Below are 23,528 nucleotides of genomic sequence, written 5' to 3' on the forward strand. Positions count from 1 at the left end.
TATCTTCATTTACATCAAATCATCTAGCCCTAGCACTTTCCTCCGTAATCATACTACGAATATAAAAGTATCCCATGACAGAACAAAGCAAGAACGTAAAGAAAGCGATCGCCGCAGCTAATTGTTTCTCTTGGAACACACCGAAAACCTGTTCCATCGACACCCCTAACATTTGCGGAGCATTGGGCCCAATGAGAAATGGAGCCGTAAATGAACCGATCACACCCATAAACACAAAAGTAACGGCCACTAGCAATGTTTTATACGTCAGCGGCAAAATGAAACGGACAAAGATTTGCAATTTACGTGCTCCTACGTCCTTCGCGCTTTCAATAATGGAATTAGGAACTGCGGATAAAGCTGAACCAAGCAGCATCGTCGTAAAAGGAATGTTAAACCACAAATTCGCGATAATTATCCCTTTCATGTCGAAAATAATACGCGGCATCTCTCCACCGTTTACCAGAAGCAGCAGTCGGGCAACCCATCCATGATTGCCAAGCAATTGGATCAATCCATAGGTCGCGATAACAGACGGGATAAAGATTGGAATCATATACAATTTACGTATCCATTTTACCATCGTACCTGTATTGAATCTCATATAAGCAGCTAAAGCATAGCTGATAATCAGCACGAGAATTACGGAAACAACCGTCACTTCCAGGGTAAAAATGATGTTGGAGCGCATCAGCTTATCTGTGAATAAATAGGTGTAATTGGACAAATCATAGCCGCCCGATTTATTCGTCAAGCTTTCTTTAAAGGAAATGATAATAGGAATGACGACAGTGACGAAAAGTAATAAAAAAGAGGGGATAACCAGAAGTAATCCGAATATCCCCATTTTCATTTGTTTACTCATTGTGCAGCAACTTCACTTTGCCAACGCTTCGTCATATCTTTATCCAATTCGCCGATATTGAACGAGCGGAATCCTTCGGAAGCACCTTTGAATGAATCTTGAATTTCTTTGGACATGTTAGAAAGCTTGATGCCTGGGAAGCCATGCATTTTATCGACAACTACGCCTTGTGCTTCAGGTGAAAGAACGAAATCCAGGAATTTGTAGACAGCATCTTTCTTCTCAGACAGCTTAGGCACCATTAAGTATGTTGGTCCGCCGTTAAACCCTGGCGTCAATTGTGCCATTTTCGTTGATTTCGGAAGCTGGCCTTTCGCCACTTGCTCAAGTACCATGTCGGACCAAGCCGGAATCATGTCGACTTCACCGCTTGTCAACAAATCTAGAGTCCCTTGGTTTTTCTTCGGATAAATCCCTTTGCCATATACGGATTTCCCAAGTTCTTTGAGCAGAGTAAAACCTTGATCCCAACCTTTTTCAACGCTTGGATCAGAATTGTGAATCGCTTCTTCCGGCAAGAACTTATACAGGGCAGTTGCTACGAAGGAGTTACCAGCCCCACCTGTGGATGGATCGTTATAAGCGAATTTGGACGGATTTTTCTTGATCCAATCGTACAGTTCATCCAACGTTTTTGGAGGTGTTGCTACTTTTTCGCTGTTATAAGCCAATACAACGGCAGATGAGCGGTAAGGAATAGCGAGATTGGAGATATCTTTTATCGTTTTTTCATCAACAGAAGTCAAATTTTTAATTTTGTCAGTTGCTAAAGTATCCCACAGATCATCTTTTTGTCCCCGAGTGACATTAGACAAGCCATCTTCATACAAATCGATATCGCCGGATCCTTTATTCGCTTGTTTTGCAGCAAGAATACGGTCATACGTTGGTTGTGCGCCAGTACCTGAAGGAATGTAAACCGGTTTTACCTTCACATCCGCATTTTGTTTCTCAAACATCGGGATTAATGTATCCCATAGATCTTTAACATTTTGCGATCCCGTAAAATAGAAGGTAAACTCAACAGGTTTTTTGGTATCTGCCGTTGCTTTAACCGGAGCGTTGCTTGGAGCAGCAGATGAACCTGCAGTTGTCGCAGAATTACCACACCCGGAGATGAAAGCGGCCGTAGCGGTCATTAAAGTGACTAACGTAATTGCGGATTTCTTGCGTAACATGGTATTGCCTCCTTGGATTTGGGTTTAATTGTCGGAAAATGCAATGATTTTGGCGAAGTTTGCTTTTACCTGTTGTCCTGTATGGAGATCCTTGACAGAATCCCTTGGTTGAAACGCCCGGATTGTTCCGTACTGAGGTAAATCAATGGATACTTCGGCATAATGCCCAAGCACCATCACTTGTTTAATTACACCCGAAAGGCCTTGTCCTTCTTCACCTTCTATGATCACATCTTCAGGTCGAACGGCAAGGTGTACATGCCCGGACAGATTTTTTGAATTTGGAAAACTTAGATGCCCGACGGTAACGCGTTCGGCAGCGATCACCCCTTTCAAAAAGTTCATTTTGCCAATAAATTGAGAAACGAACAATGTACTTGGTTCATCATAAATTTCTTGTGGTGAAGCGATTTGTTCGATGTTCCCTTGATTCATAACGACAATACGATCCGAAATCGATAAAGCTTCTTCCTGATCATGAGTGACGAATACCATCGTAAGGCCTGTTTTGGACTGAATTTCCCTTAGCTCTTCCCTCATCTCGTGGCGAAGCTTGGCATCCAGTGCGGAGAACGGCTCATCAAGCAATAGAACAGCCGGCTTCAGAAGCAGTGATCTTGCAACCGCTATACGCTGCTGTTGACCACCGGAGAGTTCCCCTGGAAATTTCTTCTCGGCTCCAGGCAAGCGAACCAACTGCAGCACTTCGTTTACGGCTTTATCGATTTCCGTCTTTTTGATCTTGCGTATTTTAAGACCGAATGCGAGATTGTCATAAACCGTCATATGCGGCCATAGATTGTAACCTTGAAAAACCATGGATGTCGGACGTTTCTCAGGAGGTGCTTGAAGCACACTTTTCCCCTCAATGAGTATGTCGCCGGAATCGGGATCCAGGAAACCTCCGATGCTGCGAAGAACGGTTGTTTTACCGCAGCCTGAAGGGCCAAGCAATGTAATTAACTCCCCTTTACGAACATCTAGAGAAATTCCGGTTACGCCTTCTCCGGTTTTATAGCGTTTCGTCAATTGTTGAACTGAAAGCTGAATGTCCATGTGTGCCCCCTTCAATTTTAGGAATGGATCTGTCGTCATTTGAGTTGGAAGCCGCTGGACATAATATCTGCGCTCACAAAGCGCTGTGCAGCCAGCAAGAGAATAATCGTCGGCGCTGTCAAAATAATGGAAAATACAGCTCCCGCATAGGCTGGATAATCGCTGATGATGGAGTACATGACAATCGGCATCGTTTTATAGTTTGGGATGCCCACAAGGAATGTGCCCTGAGCTTCATCGAGCGAGTTCAGGAATGTAAAGATAGAAGCTACGATAATTCCCGGCATAGCCATAGGCAGCGTAATGCTGCGAAACACGCGAAACGGGCTCGCCCCTACATCCCTGGCTGATTCCTCTTGCGCCATATGCACATTGCGGAAAGCAGCTGTTGGAATCCAGGTCATGAACATGAGCACGTTAATCATATGGATTAAAACAACGCCTATTAACGTGTTCATCAGTCCGAGTTTGAAGAAAAGCACAGCGATCGAAACGTAAAGTCCCATTTTCGGAAAAGCATGTGTCAGAAGAAACGAAAACAAGAAAAATTTGCTAAGTGGAAATCGTATACGCGCAAACGCATAGGCTGCTGGAATGCAAAGCACAATAGAAAGTGCCGTTACGATCGTTGCGATGACAAAAGACAAGCCGATTGATTTTGCAATATCTTCTTGCTGGAACACAAACGTCCACCATTTCAGTGACCACTCATGAGGCAAGATATCGGGGTAGGTCCATTTGCCGGTAAAAGCCAGAATAGCAAGATTGAGCAGCGGACCCAAGAAAAAAATGACGAACACAACAAGGATGAGAAATTCTACGATTTTACGCGGGCCTATTGCTTTTAAATACCAACGCATGCGGACTAACCACTCCTTTCAATAGAAAATGTTTGAGTCGACTGACGGACAACGAGTATGGGCACTAGTTGCTTGGGATGCTCAATGTAGGCTTCCTGACGGATTAGCTTATCGAGCAAACTGAAAGCCTGAATCCCCATCTCTTCCATATTGACCCTGATCGTTGTCAAAGAGGGTGAAAACATAGCGGCAAAGTCAATATCATCGAAGCCGACAACCGCTACTTGTTCGGGAATACGTACCGACTGTTCCAGCATAAACTTCATAGCGCCAAGCGCGATCATGTCGTTGGTAGCAAATAACGATGTATATCCGCCTGCGCGAAACTCCTCCCAATGGGCTCGCATGAGCTCATACCCTTCGCCAAACGTGGACGTCGATGCCTGTAAGATTGAGCTTGATGGGAACGGAATCCCCAATTCTTTCAACTGATTTTTGAAGCCTTTCAGTCTCAAATTGTGACTGCGATGCGTTTGTGGTCCAGCGATTACGAAGATCTGACGATGCCCCATATCTGCGAGATGCTCAGCAACCATTCGGCCGCCTTCCTCGTCTTGATTCACAATATGCATGACACCATCAACATCCGTGGAGCCATTGACCATGACATAGGGAACTCCGAAGTTTGCGATGTAATCAATCACATTTTGCTGCAAACGGCTAATCAGGATTAGCCCGTCCACTCTTTTTTCCATCATAAAATCGGCCGAACGCAGCGACATTTCATGATCCGTCGTAACGAAAACGGAGTAACTCATACTTGCAGCTGTCATTAAAATAGCATCTAGAATTTTCCCATAAAACGGATGGGAAGCAATCGGATGATGCCGGCGATAAATCAGAACACCAATGTTATGTGTTCTTTGTGAAACCATTGCCCTTGCTACGGCATTGGGCTTATATTGCAGTTCTTCAATCAGCTGCAGCACTTTATTGCGTACTTCCAAGCTGGTATAGCCCTTGCCAGATATCACGCGAGACACAGTGGATTTGGATACACCGGCGCGCAGGGCAATTTCCTTAATCGTATGCTCCATGATGCGACCTCATTTCTGTATGTGAGACCGTTCCCACACACTTAATTTAACTTAGAAATATTATTGCTGTGTTAGCAGCAAGATAAGTAATTGTAAAGGCAAAGAAGCTGCCCCCAGGTTCTCGCAACCTTTGGAACAGCCTAGACCTCTCCATTGACCGTCTCCCAGCTTTGGGCATACAATTAACTTACTGAATCTACGGAGGCTATTATCTTCCTTACGAGAGGAACTTACTTATCCCATGTTTAAAAAGGTTGTCTGGACATTAGGAGCCCTCGGCTTGGCGAGTTGCATCGCGGTCACTTTTTTTGTCATTGATACGCAATTAATTGACCACGAACAAAGCCGATCAGAACCTGCTGTTGCACTAACGCATCCCACCGTTGCTTTCTCAACTCCCAAGCCCAAACAGCCGGATATTTTAACCTATTGGACGAACCAGGAGAAGAAATCCGTACAATCCGGTTATTCAGAAGCCGCAGCTGCCTATCGAAATCGAATCGCTGCCTACTCAGTCGGTCTTCCTTCGATATCGCCACTAACCTATGATTGGTCCAGCATCCCAAGTCCTTCAGCGGAAATGGAGCTTTATCTCCGCGTTCCTATGACAACGGAATCTCCACATCTTGCAAAACATGAGCCAGCATCCGGGGCTTATATTGGTATGTTAGGGGCGGATCGTAGAGTCGGGTACGATGTTACGAAGATTGAAGATGTGTACGGGCGAAAACACGCCCTTTATTTGGCTTATGTCGGCTGGCGGAAGGTCCAAACCGATACGAATACCTATTTCCCGGCGCGAACTGCGGAAAGAGTGAAAGAACTTGGCGGCGCACTCCAGATCGGTTGGGAGCCGCGTTTTGGCTTGGACGACGTGCTGGATGACGAATACGTTCGCCGTTTTGCCCGGGAAGCCAAGGCATCCGGCATTCCCATCTTCTTGCGCTATGCTTCGGAAATGAATGGTGCATGGGTGCCATGGCACGGAAGTCCTCAGCAGTATATTGAGAAATTCCGCCTTGTTCACGACATCATGGCCGAAGAAGCGCCTAATGTAGCAATGGTTTGGTCCCCTAATTTCTCGCCGTCGAATACGATTGACGACTACTATCCAGGTGATTCTTATGTAGATTGGGTTGGTTTCTCTTTGTATAACACACCCTATTCTGCAGACAAAGAGCAGCTAAAAGGGACTGTCATCGATACCTTCGCTCCTCTCTATGAGCGTTATCGCCATAAGCCCATTATGATTTCAGAGGGCGCTATTGCTCACACCTATTTACCTACGAATCAAACGTACTGGAGTTGGTCGGAAGGCCAACTGGGGTACATGTACGGTTTACTGCCGCGATTGTTTCCGCAGGTGAAAGCCATCACCTATTTTAACTTCAGTCGAGCTCAAGCAATTCGGACGAATGGAGCTTATGTGTATGATATTGGGGAGAACCCTTTCATGGATGGTTTATATCAAAGGCTGATTCAATCCGATTGGTTTATTAGCAAAGTAGAGACAGGTGTTGACCCCATCTCCTATCGCTATACGCCTGTTACCGGTCAATCTCTTCCTACTGGCAAACAAACCGTTCTTGTTTATCCTAAGCTGGAGAACGAGCAGGGGGAACCCCCATTTGCTATCGCCATTTATCAAGGGAATCAGCTTCTTGGTGTCAGTTATGAGGCTCCCTGGGAAATAGACATTCAAGTGAATGCGGAATCGGCGTCAGAACCTTGGTACGCCATCGCTTACAATGACAAGATGGAGCCCACGGCTGTCAGCAAAAAGTAACTGATAATTGAAATGAATATATGTAAAAATAGCCGCTGTTTCCCCTAATCAGGAAACAGCGGCTATCTATGATCAACTATCTCAAAAGACAAGCACGTTTGTTATCAAATTTCCAATTAGGGATATAAAACTGCATAGCCAGCGCATCATCGCGAGCTCCCAAGCCCTCTTGCTTGTACAGCTGATGCGCCTTCTCAATGGCGTCCATATCAAGTTCTACTCCCAGACCCGGCTTCTTCGGAACATCCACCATGCCTCCAACAATCTGGAACGGCTCCTTGGTTAACTGCTGTCCATCCTGCCAAATCCAGTGCGTATCAATGGCCGTTATTTTTCCCGGCGCTGCTGCTGCCACATGGGTAAACATCGCAAGCGAGATATCAAAATGGTTGTTCGAGTGAGATCCCCATGTGAGCCCCCATTCATGACACATCTGTGCTACTCGAACAGAGCCATGCATTGTCCAGAAATGTGGATCGGCTAACGGAATATCGACAGATTGCAGCTGAATCGTATGTCCCATCTGGCGCCAATCGGTAGCGATCATGTTCGTTGCCGTTGGGAGGCCTGTCTCACGCCGGAACTCGGCCATGATTTCACGGCCTGAATAACCGTTTTCTGCTCCGCATGGGTCTTCCGCATAAGCCAATACGTGATGCTGATCACGGCACAAGTGAATCGCCTCAGCTAAAGACCATGCTCCGTTAGGGTCAAGGGTAATTCTGGCTTGAGGGAAACGTTCCGCCAGCGCAGTGACCGCTTCAATCTCCTCCTCACCGCGCAGGACGCCTCCTTTTAACTTAAAATCATTAAAGCCATATCGTTGATACGCCGCTTCGGCAAGTTTCACAACGGCTTCAGGTGTAAGCGCTTCCTCATGACGCAGTCGAAACCAATCATTCGCAGCATCCTCTGCGCTCAGGTACGGAAGGTTTGTCCGATTCCGGTCCCCAACATAGAACAAGTAGCCTAACATCTCTACTTTATCGCGCTGTTGACCTTCTCCTAGCAGTGCTGCAACCGGAACATCCAGGAATTTACCTAAGAGATCAAGTAGTGCTGCTTCCAATGCCGTAACGGCGTGTATCGTGATGCGTAGATCAAAAGTCTGCAAACCGCGTCCTCCCTGATCCCGATCAGCGAATTGCTTGCGAACTTTCGTAAGAATGTTATTGTATTGACCGATTGATTGACCGATTACCAGTGGGCTCGCGTCTTCAAGCGTTTTACGAATATTCTCGCCGCCCGGTACTTCACCTACGCCCGTATGACCTGCACTGTCTTTGAGAATTACGATGTTACGTGTAAAGAATGGAGCATGCGCTCCACTAAGATTGAAGAGCATGCTATCATGCCCTGCAACTGGAATCACTTTTAGTTCGGTAATGATTGGCGTGCTGGAAGCTTGATTTCTCGATGGCTCATTTAGCAGTTCTTGTTTCATGGCTGATCTCTCCCTTTCATGTGGATGAATACCAGTTTAATGAAGATGACAACGAATTAGCTTACCTTAAGTTAAATTGTACCACGTCCTCTAGCTCCTAAGTACTTAAATAACTCATATTCACATATTTTTGTTAAGGAATAGTATGCGCTCGCCGGAGAGGAAGTTGACAGTATGGTTCATTATAAAAAAATGAAGATTGACGGTTGGGAGTTATTTTTTCGCCAAGCCGGGAGTCCATACAACCCAACCATCATCCTTCTTCATGGTTTTCCAAGCTCATCCCATATGTTCAGGGATTTAATTCCTCAACTCACAGACCACTTTCATATCATTGCTCCTGACTATCTTGGATACGGAAATAGCAGTATGCCTTCCACAGAAGAATTTGCTTACACCTTCGAGAATCTATCCATGCTGATTGAAAAGTTAATTGATAATCTCTGTATTTCTCATTTTATTTTGTACACCCATGACTATGGAGGTCCTATCGGATTCAGACTGGCCGTAAGAAATCCGCACCGTATTCTAGGATTCGTTATTCAGAATGCCGTAGTTAGTGAAAACGGATTAGGGAAACCGTTCGATCTCTTCAAAGCCCTCTGGGCGGATCGAAATCCTGCAACCGAAGCGGCCTTTGCTCAGCTTACAACCTTTCATTTTACGAAAATGCAGTATGTTACGGGTGTGTGTCATCCCTACAGGATTAGTCCCGATGGTTATTTAATGGACCAGTTATTTTTGGATCGACCCGGCAATAGCCAAATTCAGTTGGAATTGGGTTACGATTATCGGACCAACGTCGAACAATACCCTGTTTGGCAGCAGTACTTAAGAACTTATCAACCTCCTACACTCATAACCTGGGGCAAAAATGATTTTATTTTTACGGTGCAAGGGGCACTTGCTTTCGGTGAACTTTTAACGTGTGTGGAAACTCACTTTTTATGCGGGGGCCATTTTGTTCTGGAAGAGCAAAGCCAGCAAGTTGCGGAGCTTATCAAGCGCTTTTTTGGCCGTATCTATTCATGAGAATAAACGAAAAAGGAGCTGCCGCCAGGCAAGCTCCTTCTCTATTGTTGAAGATCGTTAAATGGTATGGCTGATGTACGCTCTGAGGCAAGGATACGGGCCACTGAAAATATGCGCCATGGTTACGATAAATGTGAGGTGATCCTGTAAAATTTGGAGCGTGGTTCCGACGCGATGGGCTAGCGACTGTTCAACCGCTAATTCCTTTTCTGAACTCAGTTGGTTAAGCAGCTCATTGTTTTGAGCGACCGTTTTGCTAATTTCCATTAACGTCTGTGTTTCGACGTCTGATGGCCGGTAAGCCAAATTCGGAAATTGAATGTCGTACGTCTCCAACCGCTGTTTCAAATGGAGAATCTCATGTTGACGCAGTACGGAATCGTTGGCTCTCTTCCATGGAAGAAGATTCTTCCATTCCTTGGTTACTTTCATAAGCAGCATGTCTAGTTCCTCCTATTTTCTCTAGAAGAGAAAAAGGAAGCGAGGGAATAGAACCTCAAATCACATTGTTCTATTGAATGTTTCTATCCATTTCTTTCTACGCTGACGAAGTTAGCTGACGGATTCGGGTTGAAAGTTAACCCTAACACTTTACATGTGTACTCACCCCAGGAAACTTGGTTCCCCCGCTTCTTTAATCTAAAGAATTAAGCGTATTTTATCAATGTACTCCAATGTATGAGGAGAAGCAATAGTAATATTTTCTTATCTATTCTAAGTCCTTAGTCATACACGTATTAAACCAAATCCACTTTATATATACAAGGAACGCCCTCCATATCAGAGGTAAATATGATAAATGTGCCATCTGGAGAAAAAGCCGGGTGCGGGTGGGCATCCTGTGTGTTGCCATATGACTTCCAGCTGGTTCCGTGGGAGCATAGCCGCTTTTCTTGTCTCTGTTCTACATCCACTAAATAGATGAAGTGCTGCTCGGGCAGCTGCCCGTCCCCGACGATCTGCGTATGATTGGCATTCGAAATAAAGTGGCAATACTTGGAGCAATTCATCCAGACTTCTTCCACTAATGTCTCTGAGTCCATGAAACGGATACTTTCGTGATAGAGATCATCTTTATGCCGGTACACATAAGCGAATCTAGAGCCATCAGCAAGCCAATATTCATGCGTAATGAGCTCATCATGCGTCTGTTCCTTTGCACACCGCAGCCGCGTCCCATCCGTTTGGACTAGCCAAAGTCTGGCATCAATCAGATGCCCAGGACCTTCATGACAAAATAAAATGGTCGATGGGTCATTGGGACGAATTTGCGGATGCCCGAGCCAACAGTCCAGCTCCTCATGTGCGATATGGCTGGTTCGCTGTTCGATATCCAGGTAGATGATTCGGCAGTGCGGTTTCGCTGCCCATTGGGGTTCGAAGTTGGACCAGTCCCCTTTGCCTGGCACAACATCTTTTTCATTGATTTCGACCAGAACGAGATACTTGTCATCTGAGCTGAGACCGGGATTGGCATTGGATTTCCAACCTGCAGGTGTCGTATAGAGAACGTCTTCCATCAGCGTCGTCATATCCAATCGCATAATTCGCTGATCTCTGCAATAAATCAAGTAGTTGTCGTCACTCGTCAGACTGCAGCTGAAATCGTGAATATCGAGCCCTTCCGTTAATTGCAAGGCCGTTCCATCGTTCAGATCCATCCTGTAAAGCTGACGGGTTCCCTCTCGCTCGCTAGCGTAAATGAGATAGCGATTGTCATTTGTGATCATTTTATAATAAAAATAAGGATGATGATTTACCTGCTCCGGGGCTGTCAAACGCGTCATAGATCGGCCCGTGTAGGCATCGGCAAAAGAATGGAACTCGTTACGAATCGTAGATCCTTTAGCCATCTGTGATCACTCCATTCTCTTAATGTTAGGGCCGAGGCCGCAGCATCTTCATCTTCTCGGCAGGTTTAAGCGGCAAGGTCAATTGAAGGACCGAGCGGTTTGGAGCACGGAACTCCGCCCGAACCTCTGCGTTCGCTTGTACGACGGAAGCCGTTGCGTCGAGTTCATCTCCCCGTTCACCCAAACGCCATGCAAACAGAAGCAGCGCTTCCTGCATGCTAGCGAAATCAAATTTCTTCCGCTCGCCGGCGTAGATGACATAGTCAAGAAACCGTTTATCCGGCTCCTGCCCGAGCTCCCATCTTGGCTGTTCCCCGTCAAAGGCTGCGAATATTTTTTTCACCTGCAGCGTCTGCTCAGCTATGTGTACCAAAGCTAAATCAGCCGCTGGCGAAACAGCTTCTGCCCGAACCTCGTGCTGGCTGCCTCCAATCTCAAAGCGAACTCTTAGGTCCGTTGATTCAATAGTCCCGTCAATGGGATCGAGCCCAATGTGCGTATTGCCGCCATTCGTGCAAAATCCGATGCCGAACAACACATCCTTCCCCTTTTGAACACTGGAATAAATTCCGGAAGAGTAGTCGTAGCCTTCGTTCAAAAGGCGCAAATGAACGTAGGTGGATGCGTCACCATTGCGTACATAAGCTAGCAAATTGCGGCGCTGATTCCACATCACGTCTTTGCTGAAAGTTCCCACACTAACCGGCCCTTCCATATACGTAATTGCTTGGTTAACCGTATCGCCAGCTTCGTCTTTGCTAATCGTCTGAACATGCTCCGCTGTTTTTGTTTGTTTGAACGCCGGTATGTACTTCTCAGGACATCCGATATCATTGCCATACCAATCCAGATTGTAGGTCAGCTGATCGTCTGGCATAAAATTCAACTCCCCTTGGCTGGCAAGCTGCAAGAACGATAGTACTTCCGGCGTCATCATCGTATGATAGGCACGGCTGTGCGGGCCTGACCATTGCTTGCTCGGAGCGTGGAAATGCTCGGCCACCATCCCCCATGCCACATCCAGCATCTCCGAGCTGAGCTGTTTCGCTTCCGCAACTTGGGTCGCAGTATGAATACTGGACAATTCCTGTATCGCCACGATCGTATATGTCGGACTGTTATACTCCTGGAAAGTTCCCAGCTGTTTCGTGTACTCGCTGAAGAGACGTAAACGCTCCAAACCGTAATTCAAGTACTTTTCTTCGCCATAGACCTCGCCTGTAAGCAAAGTAACGAAGGCACCCATAATGGCAATGTTCGTGTAGCTAGGACCGACATTTCGCTTGATAATGGCGTCGCATGCACAATAAAGCGCCTGCCGGATTTGCTCGCGCAGCTCCGGGCTTAGGATATCAGAGTGCCGCTGCTCAGCCAGCACCAGTCTCTTACCGCAGAAGTCCGCCCAATTCCAATCTGGCGGAGCCATCCTCTCCAGCGGCTCTTCGTAGAACCAAGACCAGATCCCGAAGGTCGCATGCTCTGGATTTTGATCCTGCAGGCTAATCACCTGTTCCAGTATGCCGTGTGCTCGTTCTACATGAAGAGGCTGGCGGCTGTCCAGCAATCCCAGCGCATAAACACACGCTGCCAGGGTCGGGTGAGTAAACGCTACATCTTTCAACGTACTGTGATAACCCGGCGTATGGAAAGGCTTGCGAACCATCCGCAGTTCAGGCGTATAGTCTTTGTGCCATTTCTCAAGCTGATCAAGCAGCATCTTATTTGCATCCATTGTCATCGTGATTACACTCCCTCATTCGTATGAAATAGCCCCCCAACTCCTGTTCGAATCGGGAGGCTGTTTAGCCTTCTATGCCGTTTACTTGCCCTTCACATTTTTCTGATACCAATCTTGCGCTAATTTATCAACGTTATCCCCACCGAGACGTTTCCATTCCTTGCGAAGCTGTTCCATGCCCCATTGCGGCGAATATTGGGCACCGCCTGTAATGACTTTTGTTTCAATATCATCCGATAGTGGGCCGAATGACGTAGAAGTTTCGCTCAGTTCTGGAAATGTTGGGTTAAACGGAATATCGCGTCTGTATTTGTTTTTCATAGCGACCTTGAGCGATTCACCCTGCACTTTGGCATATTCCTGAGAGATTGCATCCGTTGCCGCCATCACAGCGAAATCCTCTGGTTTCGGACTCCATTGATCGAGCACGGCATACTCTGGCGCATAGATCGTTTCCTTCTTATTCTTCTCGGCATCAATCGTTTGAGGAACACCATTAACCAGCTTGTAATGAACACCTTCCGTGCCGAATCTGACATTGAACCAGTTTTTGTCTATCCACCAATCCAGCAATTTGATGGCAGCTTCCGGATTTTTCATATCTTTATTAAAAACAATCAAACGGTTTGCCGGCGGTTCTTGGTACAAGCCGAACTTCCCATACTTCGTTGATACCGGCTCCAGCGGTACAAGCTGCGAATTAGGTACATTTTGTTTCAATTCACGGTATTCGGCACCAATGTTCCAGCTTGCGAAGTAGATACCTGCTTTACCTGTCACGAACAGCTGTCTTTCCTTCTGGAAGTTCTTGTCTGTGATATATTCTTTGTCAATCAGCCCTTCATCGAAAAAAAGTTTAAGCTGTGCAAGCACATCGGCATACCGATCGGTTAAACCGCCGTACACGATTTTATCATTATCCAGATACCAGTTACTCTTGTTGGATGCGTACATCGCCTGAATAATACCCGTGTAATTATAGTTAAAAGCAGCACCCAACGTGTCATTTTTACCGTTGCCATCAGGATCTTTATCCCGAAACGCCCGCATGACAGTGACCAACTCATCCATGGTCGTCGGCGCCTTCAGTCCCAGCTTATCGAGCCAGTCCTGGCGGATCCACATGCCGTGATTCGCAATGGCGTCAATACCCCTTGCGCTGGTCGCCATATAGGTTTTGCCATCAAACATGGTGTATGGCTTCAGCTCCGGATGCGCTTTCAAATAAGCTTTGTAGGAGGTGCTGTATTTCTCGATATATTCGTCGATTGGCTGAATGGCTCCCTGCTCTTTCAATGTCGCCATGTAATCTCGCCCGAACTCCCACATCATATCCGGGGCTTCGCCGGCTGCGATGAGCGTGTTTAATTTCTTCGTTGATTCAGTCCGCAGGATCGGAACCCACTTCACATTGATACCCGATTTCTCACTGATGTATTTAGTCGTCCGGTTACTCTCATAAGTTCCTTCGTCACTCGCCACTTGGCCGCGGTCAAGGATGGAAACACTGACTTCCAGTTTCTTATTCTCTCCTGACGATTTTCCAGTATTATCTGAGCTAGTTGGAGAGGAGCAAGCTGCAATTGTGAATAAAGAAGCGACTAGCGTTAAAGCTACGTGCTTTTGTTTCATCATGAAATCTTCGCCTCCTGCAATAAGAATGATAAGCTTGAATTTTCGATTAGCCTTTAATTGAACCAATCAAGACGCCTTTGACAAAATACTTCTGTAAGAATGGATAAACACACAAGATCGGAAGCACCGAGATGATGATGGCAGCAGCTCTTAAACCCTCCGGAGTTACCATCGTTTGCATAGAAGCACCTTCGCTCCCGTTGGTCGCATTCGTATTAAGCAGATTCTGGCTTGTCGTATCGATCATCTGCAGCAGCTTCACCATCAAAGAAAGCTTCCCCGAATTCGTGATATACATGAGCACATTCATATACGAATTCCACCAGGTAACCGAATAAAATAACGTTAACGCCGCAATAATCGGCATGGAGAGCGGAAGAATAATTTTCCAAATAATGAACAGGTCATTAGCTCCGTCAATCGCTGCAGATTCCTCAAGTTCCGAAGGCAATCCTTCGAAAAATGATTTCATGACGAAAAAATTGTACGTGCTTAGAAGACCAGGCAGCCAAAGTGCCCAATACGTGTTCATGATGCCCAGCGTTTTGATGAGGATATAATTGGGAATGATCCCTCCGCCGAACAACATGGTGAACGTTATGATCATAAGCAGAGCATTCCTGCCCTTAAGCCGCTTGCGACTCAACGGATAGGCCGCCATGATCGTTGCTACAAGGTTAATGGAAGTTCCTACAACCGTAATGATTAATGTATTTTTCATAGCATTAAACAGCTGGCCGTCTTCAATCAAGTTTTTAAAAGAAGTGAATGTGATCTCCTTCGGCCATAGGAACACTTCCCCAGACATAATGGCCCGAGAAGAGCTTAATGAGGTAGATAGCACATGAATGAACGGGAACAACGTCATCATGGCAAGTACCGCCAGAAACACATAGATGACACCATAAACCAGCTTAACTGACGAGCTCTGACTGCCGAACACCGCATTCCCCTCCTACCATAGCCCATTCTCGCCTAAGGCTTTAATTAATCGATTCACGCTGACCACCAGAATCAAGCCAATGACGGATTGAAACAAGCCAAGTGCCGTCGTATAGCTGTACTGCGCGCCTTCAAGACCTACATGATAAACATAGGTGCTAATGACATTCGCTACTTCTGAAACCGCTTTATTTTGCAGCACGAAAATATGCTCGAAGCCCACATCCATCATCTGACCCACACGCAGGATCAGCAGAATCGCGATCGTGGATCGGATGCCCGGCAGTGTTACGTGCCAGATGCGCCGAAGCTTGCTCGCTCCATCAATCTTCGCTGCTTCATACAGCTGAGGATCAATACCCGCCATGGCGGCCAGGTAGAGAATGGTTCCCCAACCCGCATTCTGCCAGATCCCCGACAAGATGAATGTAATCGGCCACCAGAAGGTGCTTGCCATGAAATAGATCGGCTCAATGCCGAACAGCTTCACTAAAGCAAAGTTTACGATCCCCGTGGAGGGAGACAGCAGCGCGATAACAATTCCGCCAAGTACAACCCAGGAGATAAAATGCGGAATATAAAGCAGATTCTGAATCGTTCGCTTGTACCATTCCAGTCGGACTTCATTTAAAAGGATGGCTAGTGCAATAGGAACCGGGAAAGCGAAAACGATACTGTACACATTCAGGAGAAGCGTGTTCTTTAATACATTGAAAAAATCCGGACTCGTGAACAATCTGTTGAAATGTTTTAGGCCAACCCACTGACTCCCCCATATCCCATCGGCGAAACGATAATTTTTGAAGGCAATGATCTCACCGAACATCGGCGTGTACTTAAATAGGAAATAGTAAGCAAAGATGGGAAGCAGCAAGAGATACAAGTATTTATCCCGCTTCACATACTTCCATGCCCGTTTAAGCTTCGTTGTTTGCTCCTTCTTCCCAATAATGGCTTGTGCGGTCGTGGCCCCGACGGTTCGTGATTTCATGTCCCTACCTCCTTTCAGGTCGATGTCTTGCACCTTTATGGTATCGTTCCAGGATCGTTTTGGCATATAGACACTTTTTAAAAATACACACCTTTTTTAACCGGAAACGGATTCGCTATTTTTATCATCTTCGCCTTTTTTAAGATTTTCCCTGAATTCCCCTGGTGTTTGGCCGGTATATTTCTTGAAAATGCGTATAAAACTCTGAACATTGTTATATCCAACGCTCTCCGCAATGGCGTTGACTTTCAGCTTTGAGCCCAGCAGCAGCTCCTTCGACTTCTCCATGCGGATCTGAATCAGACAATCCATAAAATTAGTTTCCGTCGTTTCCTTGAAGAGCTTGCTTAGATAAGGAACGCTTAGCTCAAATTGCGCCGCCAACAGATTAAGCGAGAGATCGCTATCCATGTAATGCTGCTCGAGATACGCCAGAACCTGCCCGATGGTATCGTGGTGACCTTTGGAAAGCCGTTTCTCTTCGGTGCGCACAATGAGCTGATGCAGGAAATCGGACATGTAGCTCTTCAGCTCAGCGACTTTGACACAGCTTTCAATCCGGTCATAGATGTTTTCCTTCGGGTCCAGGAATTCTTTGATTTCGAGACCTTTATCCGATATGACCTTAATGGATTTCATAATCATCTGAATGCACATCTGCTTAATTAACTCGGGAGGAACATTGCCCGCCACAACCTCGCCAAAGATTTTATCCAGCTGTGATCGAAGCTTGTTTTTATCCGTATCCCGAATCAGGTTGACGACAGAATCAATTAGCGCTGTGATCCGGTAAAATTTCTCATTATAATTGCTGCCCGCAATATCGTCGATGGAGACAACCGTGTTATCGCCCATAATTAACTTATATTTCAACGCATTCAGCGCTTCTTCATAGGAAATCTGGATGCCTTCCAAATTGAATTGTGGACTGCCTACACCAATGGTTACGGTTTGTTTAAAATGAATCCCTACATAATTTTTCACCAGATCAGCCACTTGCAGAGCTTGAATTTGATTGCCTTGCGAATCCTCCGATTCGAAGCTCATAATGACAGTGACTCTCCCATCGGTCAATTCCACGGAAGTCCCCTTGCATACGCCTGCGATGAGTTCGTCCGCAACATTGCTGATGGCATAAGTAAATAAATACACATCTCGCGGAGTGTGATTCTCTTGGATGCGATCCAGTTCGATGATGAGCACGATGAATTGTTTATGATATAAATCGATCCCGAGCGTATGGAAATACGGCTTCATCCGGTTATAGTTTGTTTTATCCCCCATTAGCAGACTCATGATCAGACGCCATTTCAACGCAGGCAAGCTGTCATTCATTTGTTTCTGCAAAGATTCGTTGTCAGATATCATCTGTTTGAAAAACTGCTCCATATAGGTAAGGTCGCCGGTGCGGACCGATTTCTTACCCGCAACGGAATGAAAGAAAAGCTCAAGCGGCCGGAACGTGTAGTTGCTTACTGCAAAGACAAGAACAATAGCTAGCAAGAACATTCCCGCTGTCACAACCAGCAATAAATTGCGGACAATCATTAAAGGTCGGTTCATCTCGGGATCGGGAACGATACTGATGTATTTCCAACCATTGTAACTGGAAGTTAGATAAAAGGTGGTGTAGCTTCCACTTTTCGAGTGCGTCGTGATATAACCGTTATCCTTGAACTCACTGATCTCGGGGGCGCCGGGAATCGTGCTGAAGGAATGAAACAGATGCTCTTTGTTCTGCGAAGAAATAATCATCCCTTGGTTATTAATAACTAATGTTTGACCTGCCCTTTGCTGATCCACATCTTGAATGAGATTGGATAGCGTGCTTTCCGCGACATTGACAATAATGGCACCTTTGCGAAACTGCGGCAAACTGATCAAGGGGTAAGTCCGCACCAAGGTAATCATATTTTTCTCAATTTGCAGTCCTGAACTGACCTCCGTTACCTTCCTGGTATCGAGCCATTCGCCGTAGCCCTTCATGCTCACATAAGCATCATGCCAAGCCATATCGTAGAAGCTGGATTCATCCGAGTATGTCACATCGGTCAACAAGCTCTTGTTCGCCAGAGAATATAAATAAAACGAAGAGATATTGCTGTTTGTAAACATCAGCGTCTTGAACCGCGTATTCAAAATGCGGAAATAATTGAGCCGTAGCTCATCGCTCGCATATCTGCCATTGAGGAATAACTCGACATCGGGTTCTTGGATGAAATTAATTGTACTCGTATCAATTTCATGCAGCATCATTTCAATCTTCTGCTGACTGAGATGAAGCAGCGCTGTATTCGTGCGGCGGAGCTGATCTTCCATGCCCCCTTTCGAGCTTAAATAGGACAACCACACGGTGGAAGAAATGATGATTAGGAAAAACACACCATAAATTACCTTGAATCTGGCCGATATGTTACCTTGTAAAAATCGCATGGTTATCTCCTTTTCTCTGTGTAAAATAGAGGCTCGACAATGTGGCACACGTGTAATGGTAACGCTTACAAATTACCATTTGTAAATCCTTTCCTCATATGATAAAGCAAGAATGGGGATTGTTCAACCTTACAAAAGAAGGTAAATACCGTTCAAATGGAAAAAAACCTCCAAGTAAACAGCACTGTTTACCTGAAGGGATATGATCCTGACGCAACGCTATTTTTTTATCGGAAGCTCGATTTGCACCTTCGTTCCGTGGTTAATCTTACTTTGAATCGTCAAATCTCCATTATGTCCATGAATAATTCGTTTGCACACCATTAGCCCTAAACCGGTGCCATTCGTTTTTGTCGTGAAAAACGGCTCCCCCAACTGAGTCAGCTTATCTTCCGAAATACCTACACCTTGATCTTCGACGCAAATAATCAGTCGTTGATTCAGGACATTTCTTACGGATAACTGTATCACACCACCATTTCCCATGGACTCAATCGCATTCTTCAAAATATTAATTAAAACTTGTTTAATTTGGTCTGGAATACAATAAATGGCCGGGATGTCCTGATCCATGTCCATTTGTATTTGTACGTTATACAGATGAGCATGGGGCTGAAGAAAAGCAATAACACTTCGAACAAGCTCCCGGGGATTACTCTCCAGATAGTAACTCAAGTGTGGTTTCGCCAGCGTCATAAATTCATTCACGACATAATTGATATGCTCGAGTTCTTCCATCATCACATCAACATAGTCGGCATTTTTCGCTTTTAGTAAATGTACGAACCCTTTCAGGGAGGTTAACGGATTACGTATATCATGTGCGATGCCAGCTGCCAATTGACCAATTAACGACAGTTTCTCCGATCGGATCATCGCTTCTTCCGACTTCTTGCGCTCTGTGAGATCGCGAATGACGCTCTGCATGACCGGATTCCCAATATTTTTGTGAACATAGATCGAGGATATTTCCGCATCAAAAAGCGTGCCGTCTTTCTTACGCATTCTCCGCTCCACAAAATCACTGTAGTTATCCATCTGCATAATCTGTTCAATTCGCTCAATAATCACTGCCTTATCCGTTGGACAGAAATAATCATAAATCGAAGCTCCAATGAATTCATCAGATGAAGTTCCAAACAGTTTACAACAGGCATCGTTCACGAAGAGGATGAGTCCGTCTTTATGCAAAACAATAGGTTCAGGATTAAGCTTGAGCAGCCTCCTGTACTGTTTCTCACTCTCAAAAAGCTCCTCTTCCACTCTTTTCTTTTCACTAATGTCTCGTTCCAACCCGACAAAGCCAACTACGTTTCCGTCCCTATCTTTCAAAGGCGAGACTGTCACACTGGCAATAAAAGTCGTTCCGTCTTTTCTAAGTTTTATTGCTTCGAAATCCTTAACTTGCTCGCCATTGATTAATGACTGGTACAATCGAAGAGCATCGTCTTTGTAATCATCCGGTGTCATTGGCAATATTTGTCCAATAACCTCTTCCCTCGTCCAGCCATGTAACTCTTCAAATTTCTTATTCACTTCCAGCACAGTTCCATTTATATCGACGATTACAATCCCATCGGATGTTAAATTCATGAAGGAATCAATTAAGTATTCTTTTACATTCATGAGTAAATATCCCCTAGTTCTATCAAGTGATAGTAAGTGTATTCGTCTTCAATGGTGAAAAACCTTTATTAATCGCCCTATTCAGACGTTTTTTTACATTTTATCATTAGAAATTTAAATGGCGGTTTATTTTCCGCATTCTTATGCGGCTCAACAATTTCCGAAAATTCTAACAGCCCGTATTTCCCAAATTCTTGCGTGATCGAGTCTGCGTCATAGAAAAACATTTTTACACCTGCGGGGGTCTCGTAATAGTCTTTACCCAATTGTTGGCCCTTTCCAAACATGGGGGCTTCTTTTGAAATCGTCGTAAAAACCATATATCCGTTCGGCTTTAACTGGTTGTAACAATCCTCGATAAACTTTGCTCTCTCGTCTTCATTCAACAAATGAATAAGTGCATAGCTGAATATGCCGTCATACAGCTTGTTCTCAAACGGCATGTCAGCCACTGAACCATGAAAAATGTCAATGTGAAGTCCTTCTTGCCGGGCCAGTTCAATCGCTGTTTTCGAGATCTCAATGCCTGTTACATGGATGTCATTATCCATAAATACCTTTGCGTTTCTACCATACCCGATGCCCGGTATCAAGATATCCTTGACGTCTTTCTCCAGGAAAAAGTCCTTGGTCAAGATGGCTGAGTCTGCAGGTTCAAATCCCCACATCCTTTGATTCTCGATAAAACTGGATTCCCAAAATTCTGTCATTCTACATTCTCCTCTTATATGTGATATTAGCTTAACATTTGTCAGCAAGTTGTATGCCTATTATAGAACGAACGTTCTAAAATATCAAATTTTCATCCCCGGTTTCCTTCCGCGCGTAGAAGGGCGCATTTCGAGGAAATAACGCCCTGGAGTTCCCTTCGCTGAATGAGAAAGCGCCGCGCGCTACGAATTCAGCGCTGCTGAAGGGCTTCGTGGTGAGTTCCAGCCTCACCACCATAACCAAGTTGGCTGCGCAGCCAACTTGGCGGAACTACAATCCACTATTTCGGTGAATAGTGGAGGGGTGGCGACTGGAGGGGAACTACAGGACCTTATTTCTTCCCATTTGGCTGGTTTTTAGCCAAACATGAAGAAATAAGAGCCCCTAGTTCCCCTCCCCGCGTAAAAAGGTGCATTTCGATGAAATAACGCCCTGGAGTTCCCTTCGCTGAATGAGAAAGCGCCACGCGCTACGAATTCAGCGCTGCTGAAGGGCTTGGTGGTGAGTTCCAGCCTCACCACCATAACCAAGTTGGCTGCGCGGACAACAGAGCGGATCTACAGTCCACTATTTCGGTGAGTGGGTGGAGGCTGGTGACAGGGAGGGGAACTACAGGGCCTTATTTCTCCACATTTGGCTGGTTTTTCGCCAAACATGAGAAATAAGAGCCCCCAGTTCCCCTCCCCGCGTAAAAGGGCGCATTTCGATGAAATAACGCCCTGGTGTTCCCTTCTCTGAATGAGCAAGCGCAACGCGCTGCGAATTCAGCGGTGAGGTTCGACCTCACCCTATCCGCCAAGCCCTCCCCAAACGCTACAAAAAGATCGCCAGCGGCGATCTTTTCCCAATCTCAACGAAACGCGGAGAAAACCGCGTGTCATTCCGATGAAACAGCAACGCTTCTCCCCGACTCCTGATATCTTTCGAGGACAAGCTTCATGGCTTGGACGACCTCGGGATATTCGTCAACCAGATTATTCGTTTCACCAATATCTGTACTAAGATCATACAATTGGTACTCCGGCGACCCTTCCGGCTCTTCGCCAGGCTTGGGGAAGCTCCATCCGCCCGAGCCCGGGCATAACTCCAGCTTCCAGTTCCCTTGGCGAATTGAGAACGCCCCCTGAATGGAATGATGAACTATGGCTTCTCGCAATGGCCCCTCATATGGCTGATCAGCCCAAACGGGCAGATTGCTCACACTATCCTCACCTGCGTCCGGAGGTAACGTTACTTCTACTATCTCTGCAACCGTTGCCAGCAAATCCGTCAGGCAGACGGGCTCATCGCTCATGCGCCCAGCCTGTATGCGCTGCGGCCATTTTACAATCAGCGGTATCCGATGTCCGCCTTCATAAATATCCGCTTTATGACCGCGGAAAACATAACTTGGGTTATGCCCAAATGCTGCAAGCTCCTCATAATTAGCCCGAGGCGAGCAGCCATTATCGCTCGTATAGATGACAATCGTGTTGTCGGAGAGTTGTAAGTCATCGAGTTTATTCATAATTTGGCCGATCACATCGTCACACATGAGCACAAAGTCACCATACGCGTTCGTACCCGATTGACCAACGAAGGCCTCCGATGGCAGGATCGGGGTATGCGGAGCAGGTAACGGGAAATAGATGAAAAAAGGCTCATCCCTCCATTGCTCGATCCACTCCAATGTTTTAGCTGTAAGTGTAGGAAGTACTTGCTGATGTTCGAAATCCGGTGCCGTAGCCCCTTCACGCCAATAAGCCACCGGATCATCGTTGCGCGTGATGCGATCCGGCAGTTGGGTAACCCGGTCGTTCTCGATATAAACATAAGGAGGCATATCCAGCGATGCGCTAATCCCGTAATAATAATCAAATCCATGTGATATCGGCCCCTTTTGAACAGGCTCTCGATAATCAACTTCACTTTCCGCGTCGCCGACCTTCGCCCATTCCATGCCCAAATGCCATTTGCCGATACAAGCCGTTTTATAACCCTGTTCACGGAGTAAACTGGCAACTGTCATTCGGCCATCCTCAATGAGTGGAGCGGAAAATCCATTCAGAACGCCCTTCTTGAGCGACGAACGCCAATTGTATCTTCCGGTTAAGATACTATATCGAGATGGCGTGCAGACGGCCGATGAAGAATGAGCATCCGTAAAGGCGATCCCTTCTTTGGCCAATCGGTCAAAATGAACCGTATGAATTTTGGAATTTTTATTCAGATAGGAAATATCGCCATACCCCATATCGTCCGCCAGAATATAAATCATGTTCGGTTGTTTGGATTTCATCTGTTTCTCCTCCTAAATGGAATGGGCAGTTCAAAAAGCATGGATTCCCTCCATGCTTTTCAC

At 45.9% G+C, this 23,528-nt stretch carries 18 protein-coding genes and 1 riboswitch; of the genes, 2 read left to right on the forward strand and 16 right to left on the reverse strand.

The window, feature by feature from the left end; all coding sequences use genetic code 11:
• Nucleotides 1-19 precede the first annotated feature (19 nt).
• The 5 genes from PCH02S_RS05400 to PCH02S_RS05420 are packed head-to-tail and all read right to left on the reverse strand — an operon-like array spanning nt 20 to nt 4,996.
• Entirely contained in the window at nt 20-865 is an 846-nt protein-coding gene (locus PCH02S_RS05400; RefSeq protein WP_127450813.1) for an ABC transporter permease, read from the reverse strand.
• Nucleotides 862-2,043, reverse strand: a complete 1,182-nt coding sequence (locus tag PCH02S_RS05405; protein WP_127450815.1) for an extracellular solute-binding protein — start codon at nt 2,041-2,043, stop codon at nt 862-864. The genes PCH02S_RS05400 and PCH02S_RS05405 overlap by 4 nt, the downstream gene beginning before the upstream one ends.
• A 24-nt stretch (nt 2,044-2,067) precedes the next feature.
• On the reverse strand, nt 2,068-3,099 hold the full coding sequence (locus tag PCH02S_RS05410) for an ABC transporter ATP-binding protein (protein ID WP_127450817.1): 1,032 nt from the start codon (nt 3,097-3,099) through the stop codon (nt 2,068-2,070).
• A 35-nt stretch (nt 3,100-3,134) separates the two neighbouring features.
• Nucleotides 3,135-3,959 (reverse strand): ABC transporter permease, encoded by an 825-nt coding sequence (locus PCH02S_RS05415; protein ID WP_127450819.1) that lies wholly within the window; start codon nt 3,957-3,959, stop codon nt 3,135-3,137.
• A 5-nt stretch (nt 3,960-3,964) separates the two neighbouring features.
• On the reverse strand, nt 3,965-4,996 hold the full coding sequence (locus PCH02S_RS05420; RefSeq protein WP_127450820.1) for a LacI family DNA-binding transcriptional regulator: 1,032 nt from the start codon (nt 4,994-4,996) through the stop codon (nt 3,965-3,967).
• Nucleotides 4,997-5,276: 280 nt separating this feature from the next.
• On the opposite strand from PCH02S_RS05420, the gene PCH02S_RS05425 reads away from it, so the two are divergent.
• The gene (locus PCH02S_RS05425; RefSeq protein ID WP_246068956.1) at nt 5,277-6,782 is read left to right on the forward strand and encodes a glycoside hydrolase family 26 protein; all 1,506 of its coding nucleotides are present in this window, start codon (nt 5,277-5,279) and stop codon (nt 6,780-6,782) included.
• Between the two features lie 76 nt (nt 6,783-6,858).
• Here PCH02S_RS05425 and gudD read toward each other — a convergent pair whose 3' ends face one another.
• Nucleotides 6,859-8,226, reverse strand: coding sequence for a glucarate dehydratase (gene gudD, locus PCH02S_RS05430; RefSeq protein WP_127450824.1), 1,368 nt, complete (start codon nt 8,224-8,226; stop codon nt 6,859-6,861).
• A gap of 174 nt (nt 8,227-8,400) precedes the next feature.
• On the opposite strand from gudD, the gene PCH02S_RS05435 reads away from it, so the two are divergent.
• Nucleotides 8,401-9,258, forward strand: coding sequence for an alpha/beta fold hydrolase (locus tag PCH02S_RS05435; RefSeq protein ID WP_127450826.1), 858 nt, complete (start codon nt 8,401-8,403; stop codon nt 9,256-9,258).
• Nucleotides 9,259-9,315: 57 nt separating this feature from the next.
• Here the strand turns inward: PCH02S_RS05435 and PCH02S_RS05440 are convergent, their stop codons facing one another.
• From PCH02S_RS05440 to PCH02S_RS05485, 10 genes are all read right to left on the reverse strand, one after another.
• Nucleotides 9,316-9,699, reverse strand: a complete 384-nt coding sequence (locus tag PCH02S_RS05440; protein ID WP_127450828.1) for a hypothetical protein — start codon at nt 9,697-9,699, stop codon at nt 9,316-9,318.
• A gap of 86 nt (nt 9,700-9,785) precedes the next feature.
• A riboswitch (cyclic di-AMP (ydaO/yuaA leader) is annotated at nt 9,786-9,922 on the reverse strand.
• A gap of 73 nt (nt 9,923-9,995) precedes the next feature.
• Nucleotides 9,996-11,111, reverse strand: a complete 1,116-nt coding sequence (locus PCH02S_RS05445) for an oligogalacturonate lyase family protein (protein WP_127450829.1) — start codon at nt 11,109-11,111, stop codon at nt 9,996-9,998.
• A 25-nt stretch (nt 11,112-11,136) separates the two neighbouring features.
• On the reverse strand, nt 11,137-12,849 hold the full coding sequence (locus tag PCH02S_RS05450; RefSeq protein WP_127450831.1) for a hypothetical protein: 1,713 nt from the start codon (nt 12,847-12,849) through the stop codon (nt 11,137-11,139).
• 81 nt (nt 12,850-12,930) lie between these two features.
• The gene (locus PCH02S_RS05455; protein WP_127450832.1) at nt 12,931-14,484 is read right to left on the reverse strand and encodes an extracellular solute-binding protein; all 1,554 of its coding nucleotides are present in this window, start codon (nt 14,482-14,484) and stop codon (nt 12,931-12,933) included.
• Nucleotides 14,485-14,530: 46 nt separating this feature from the next.
• Nucleotides 14,531-15,427 carry a carbohydrate ABC transporter permease gene (locus PCH02S_RS05460; protein ID WP_246068957.1) on the reverse strand — a complete coding sequence of 299 codons (897 nt, stop codon included), beginning with the start codon at nt 15,425-15,427 and terminating at the stop codon, nt 14,531-14,533.
• A 12-nt stretch (nt 15,428-15,439) separates the two neighbouring features.
• Complete coding sequence (locus tag PCH02S_RS05465) at nt 15,440-16,417, reverse strand: ABC transporter permease (protein WP_127450834.1); 978 nt, start codon at nt 16,415-16,417, stop codon at nt 15,440-15,442.
• A 96-nt stretch (nt 16,418-16,513) separates the two neighbouring features.
• Nucleotides 16,514-18,850, reverse strand: coding sequence for a helix-turn-helix domain-containing protein (locus tag PCH02S_RS05470; protein WP_127450836.1), 2,337 nt, complete (start codon nt 18,848-18,850; stop codon nt 16,514-16,516).
• 219 nt (nt 18,851-19,069) lie between these two features.
• A complete protein-coding gene (locus tag PCH02S_RS05475; RefSeq protein ID WP_127450838.1) occupies nt 19,070-20,476 on the reverse strand; it encodes a PAS domain-containing sensor histidine kinase in 1,407 nt (468 codons plus the stop codon).
• A 77-nt stretch (nt 20,477-20,553) separates the two neighbouring features.
• On the reverse strand, nt 20,554-21,186 hold the full coding sequence (locus tag PCH02S_RS05480; RefSeq protein WP_127450840.1) for a class I SAM-dependent methyltransferase: 633 nt from the start codon (nt 21,184-21,186) through the stop codon (nt 20,554-20,556).
• An 878-nt stretch (nt 21,187-22,064) separates the two neighbouring features.
• Nucleotides 22,065-23,465: a sulfatase family protein gene (locus tag PCH02S_RS05485; protein WP_127450842.1), complete on the reverse strand. Its 1,401-nt coding sequence runs from the start codon at nt 23,463-23,465 to the stop codon at nt 22,065-22,067.
• Nucleotides 23,466-23,528: the final 63 nt, after the last annotated feature.

This window comes from Paenibacillus chondroitinus NBRC 15376, assembly GCF_004000765.1.
In the GTDB taxonomy this organism is placed as follows: domain Bacteria; phylum Bacillota; class Bacilli; order Paenibacillales; family NBRC-103111; genus Paenibacillus_E; species Paenibacillus_E chondroitinus.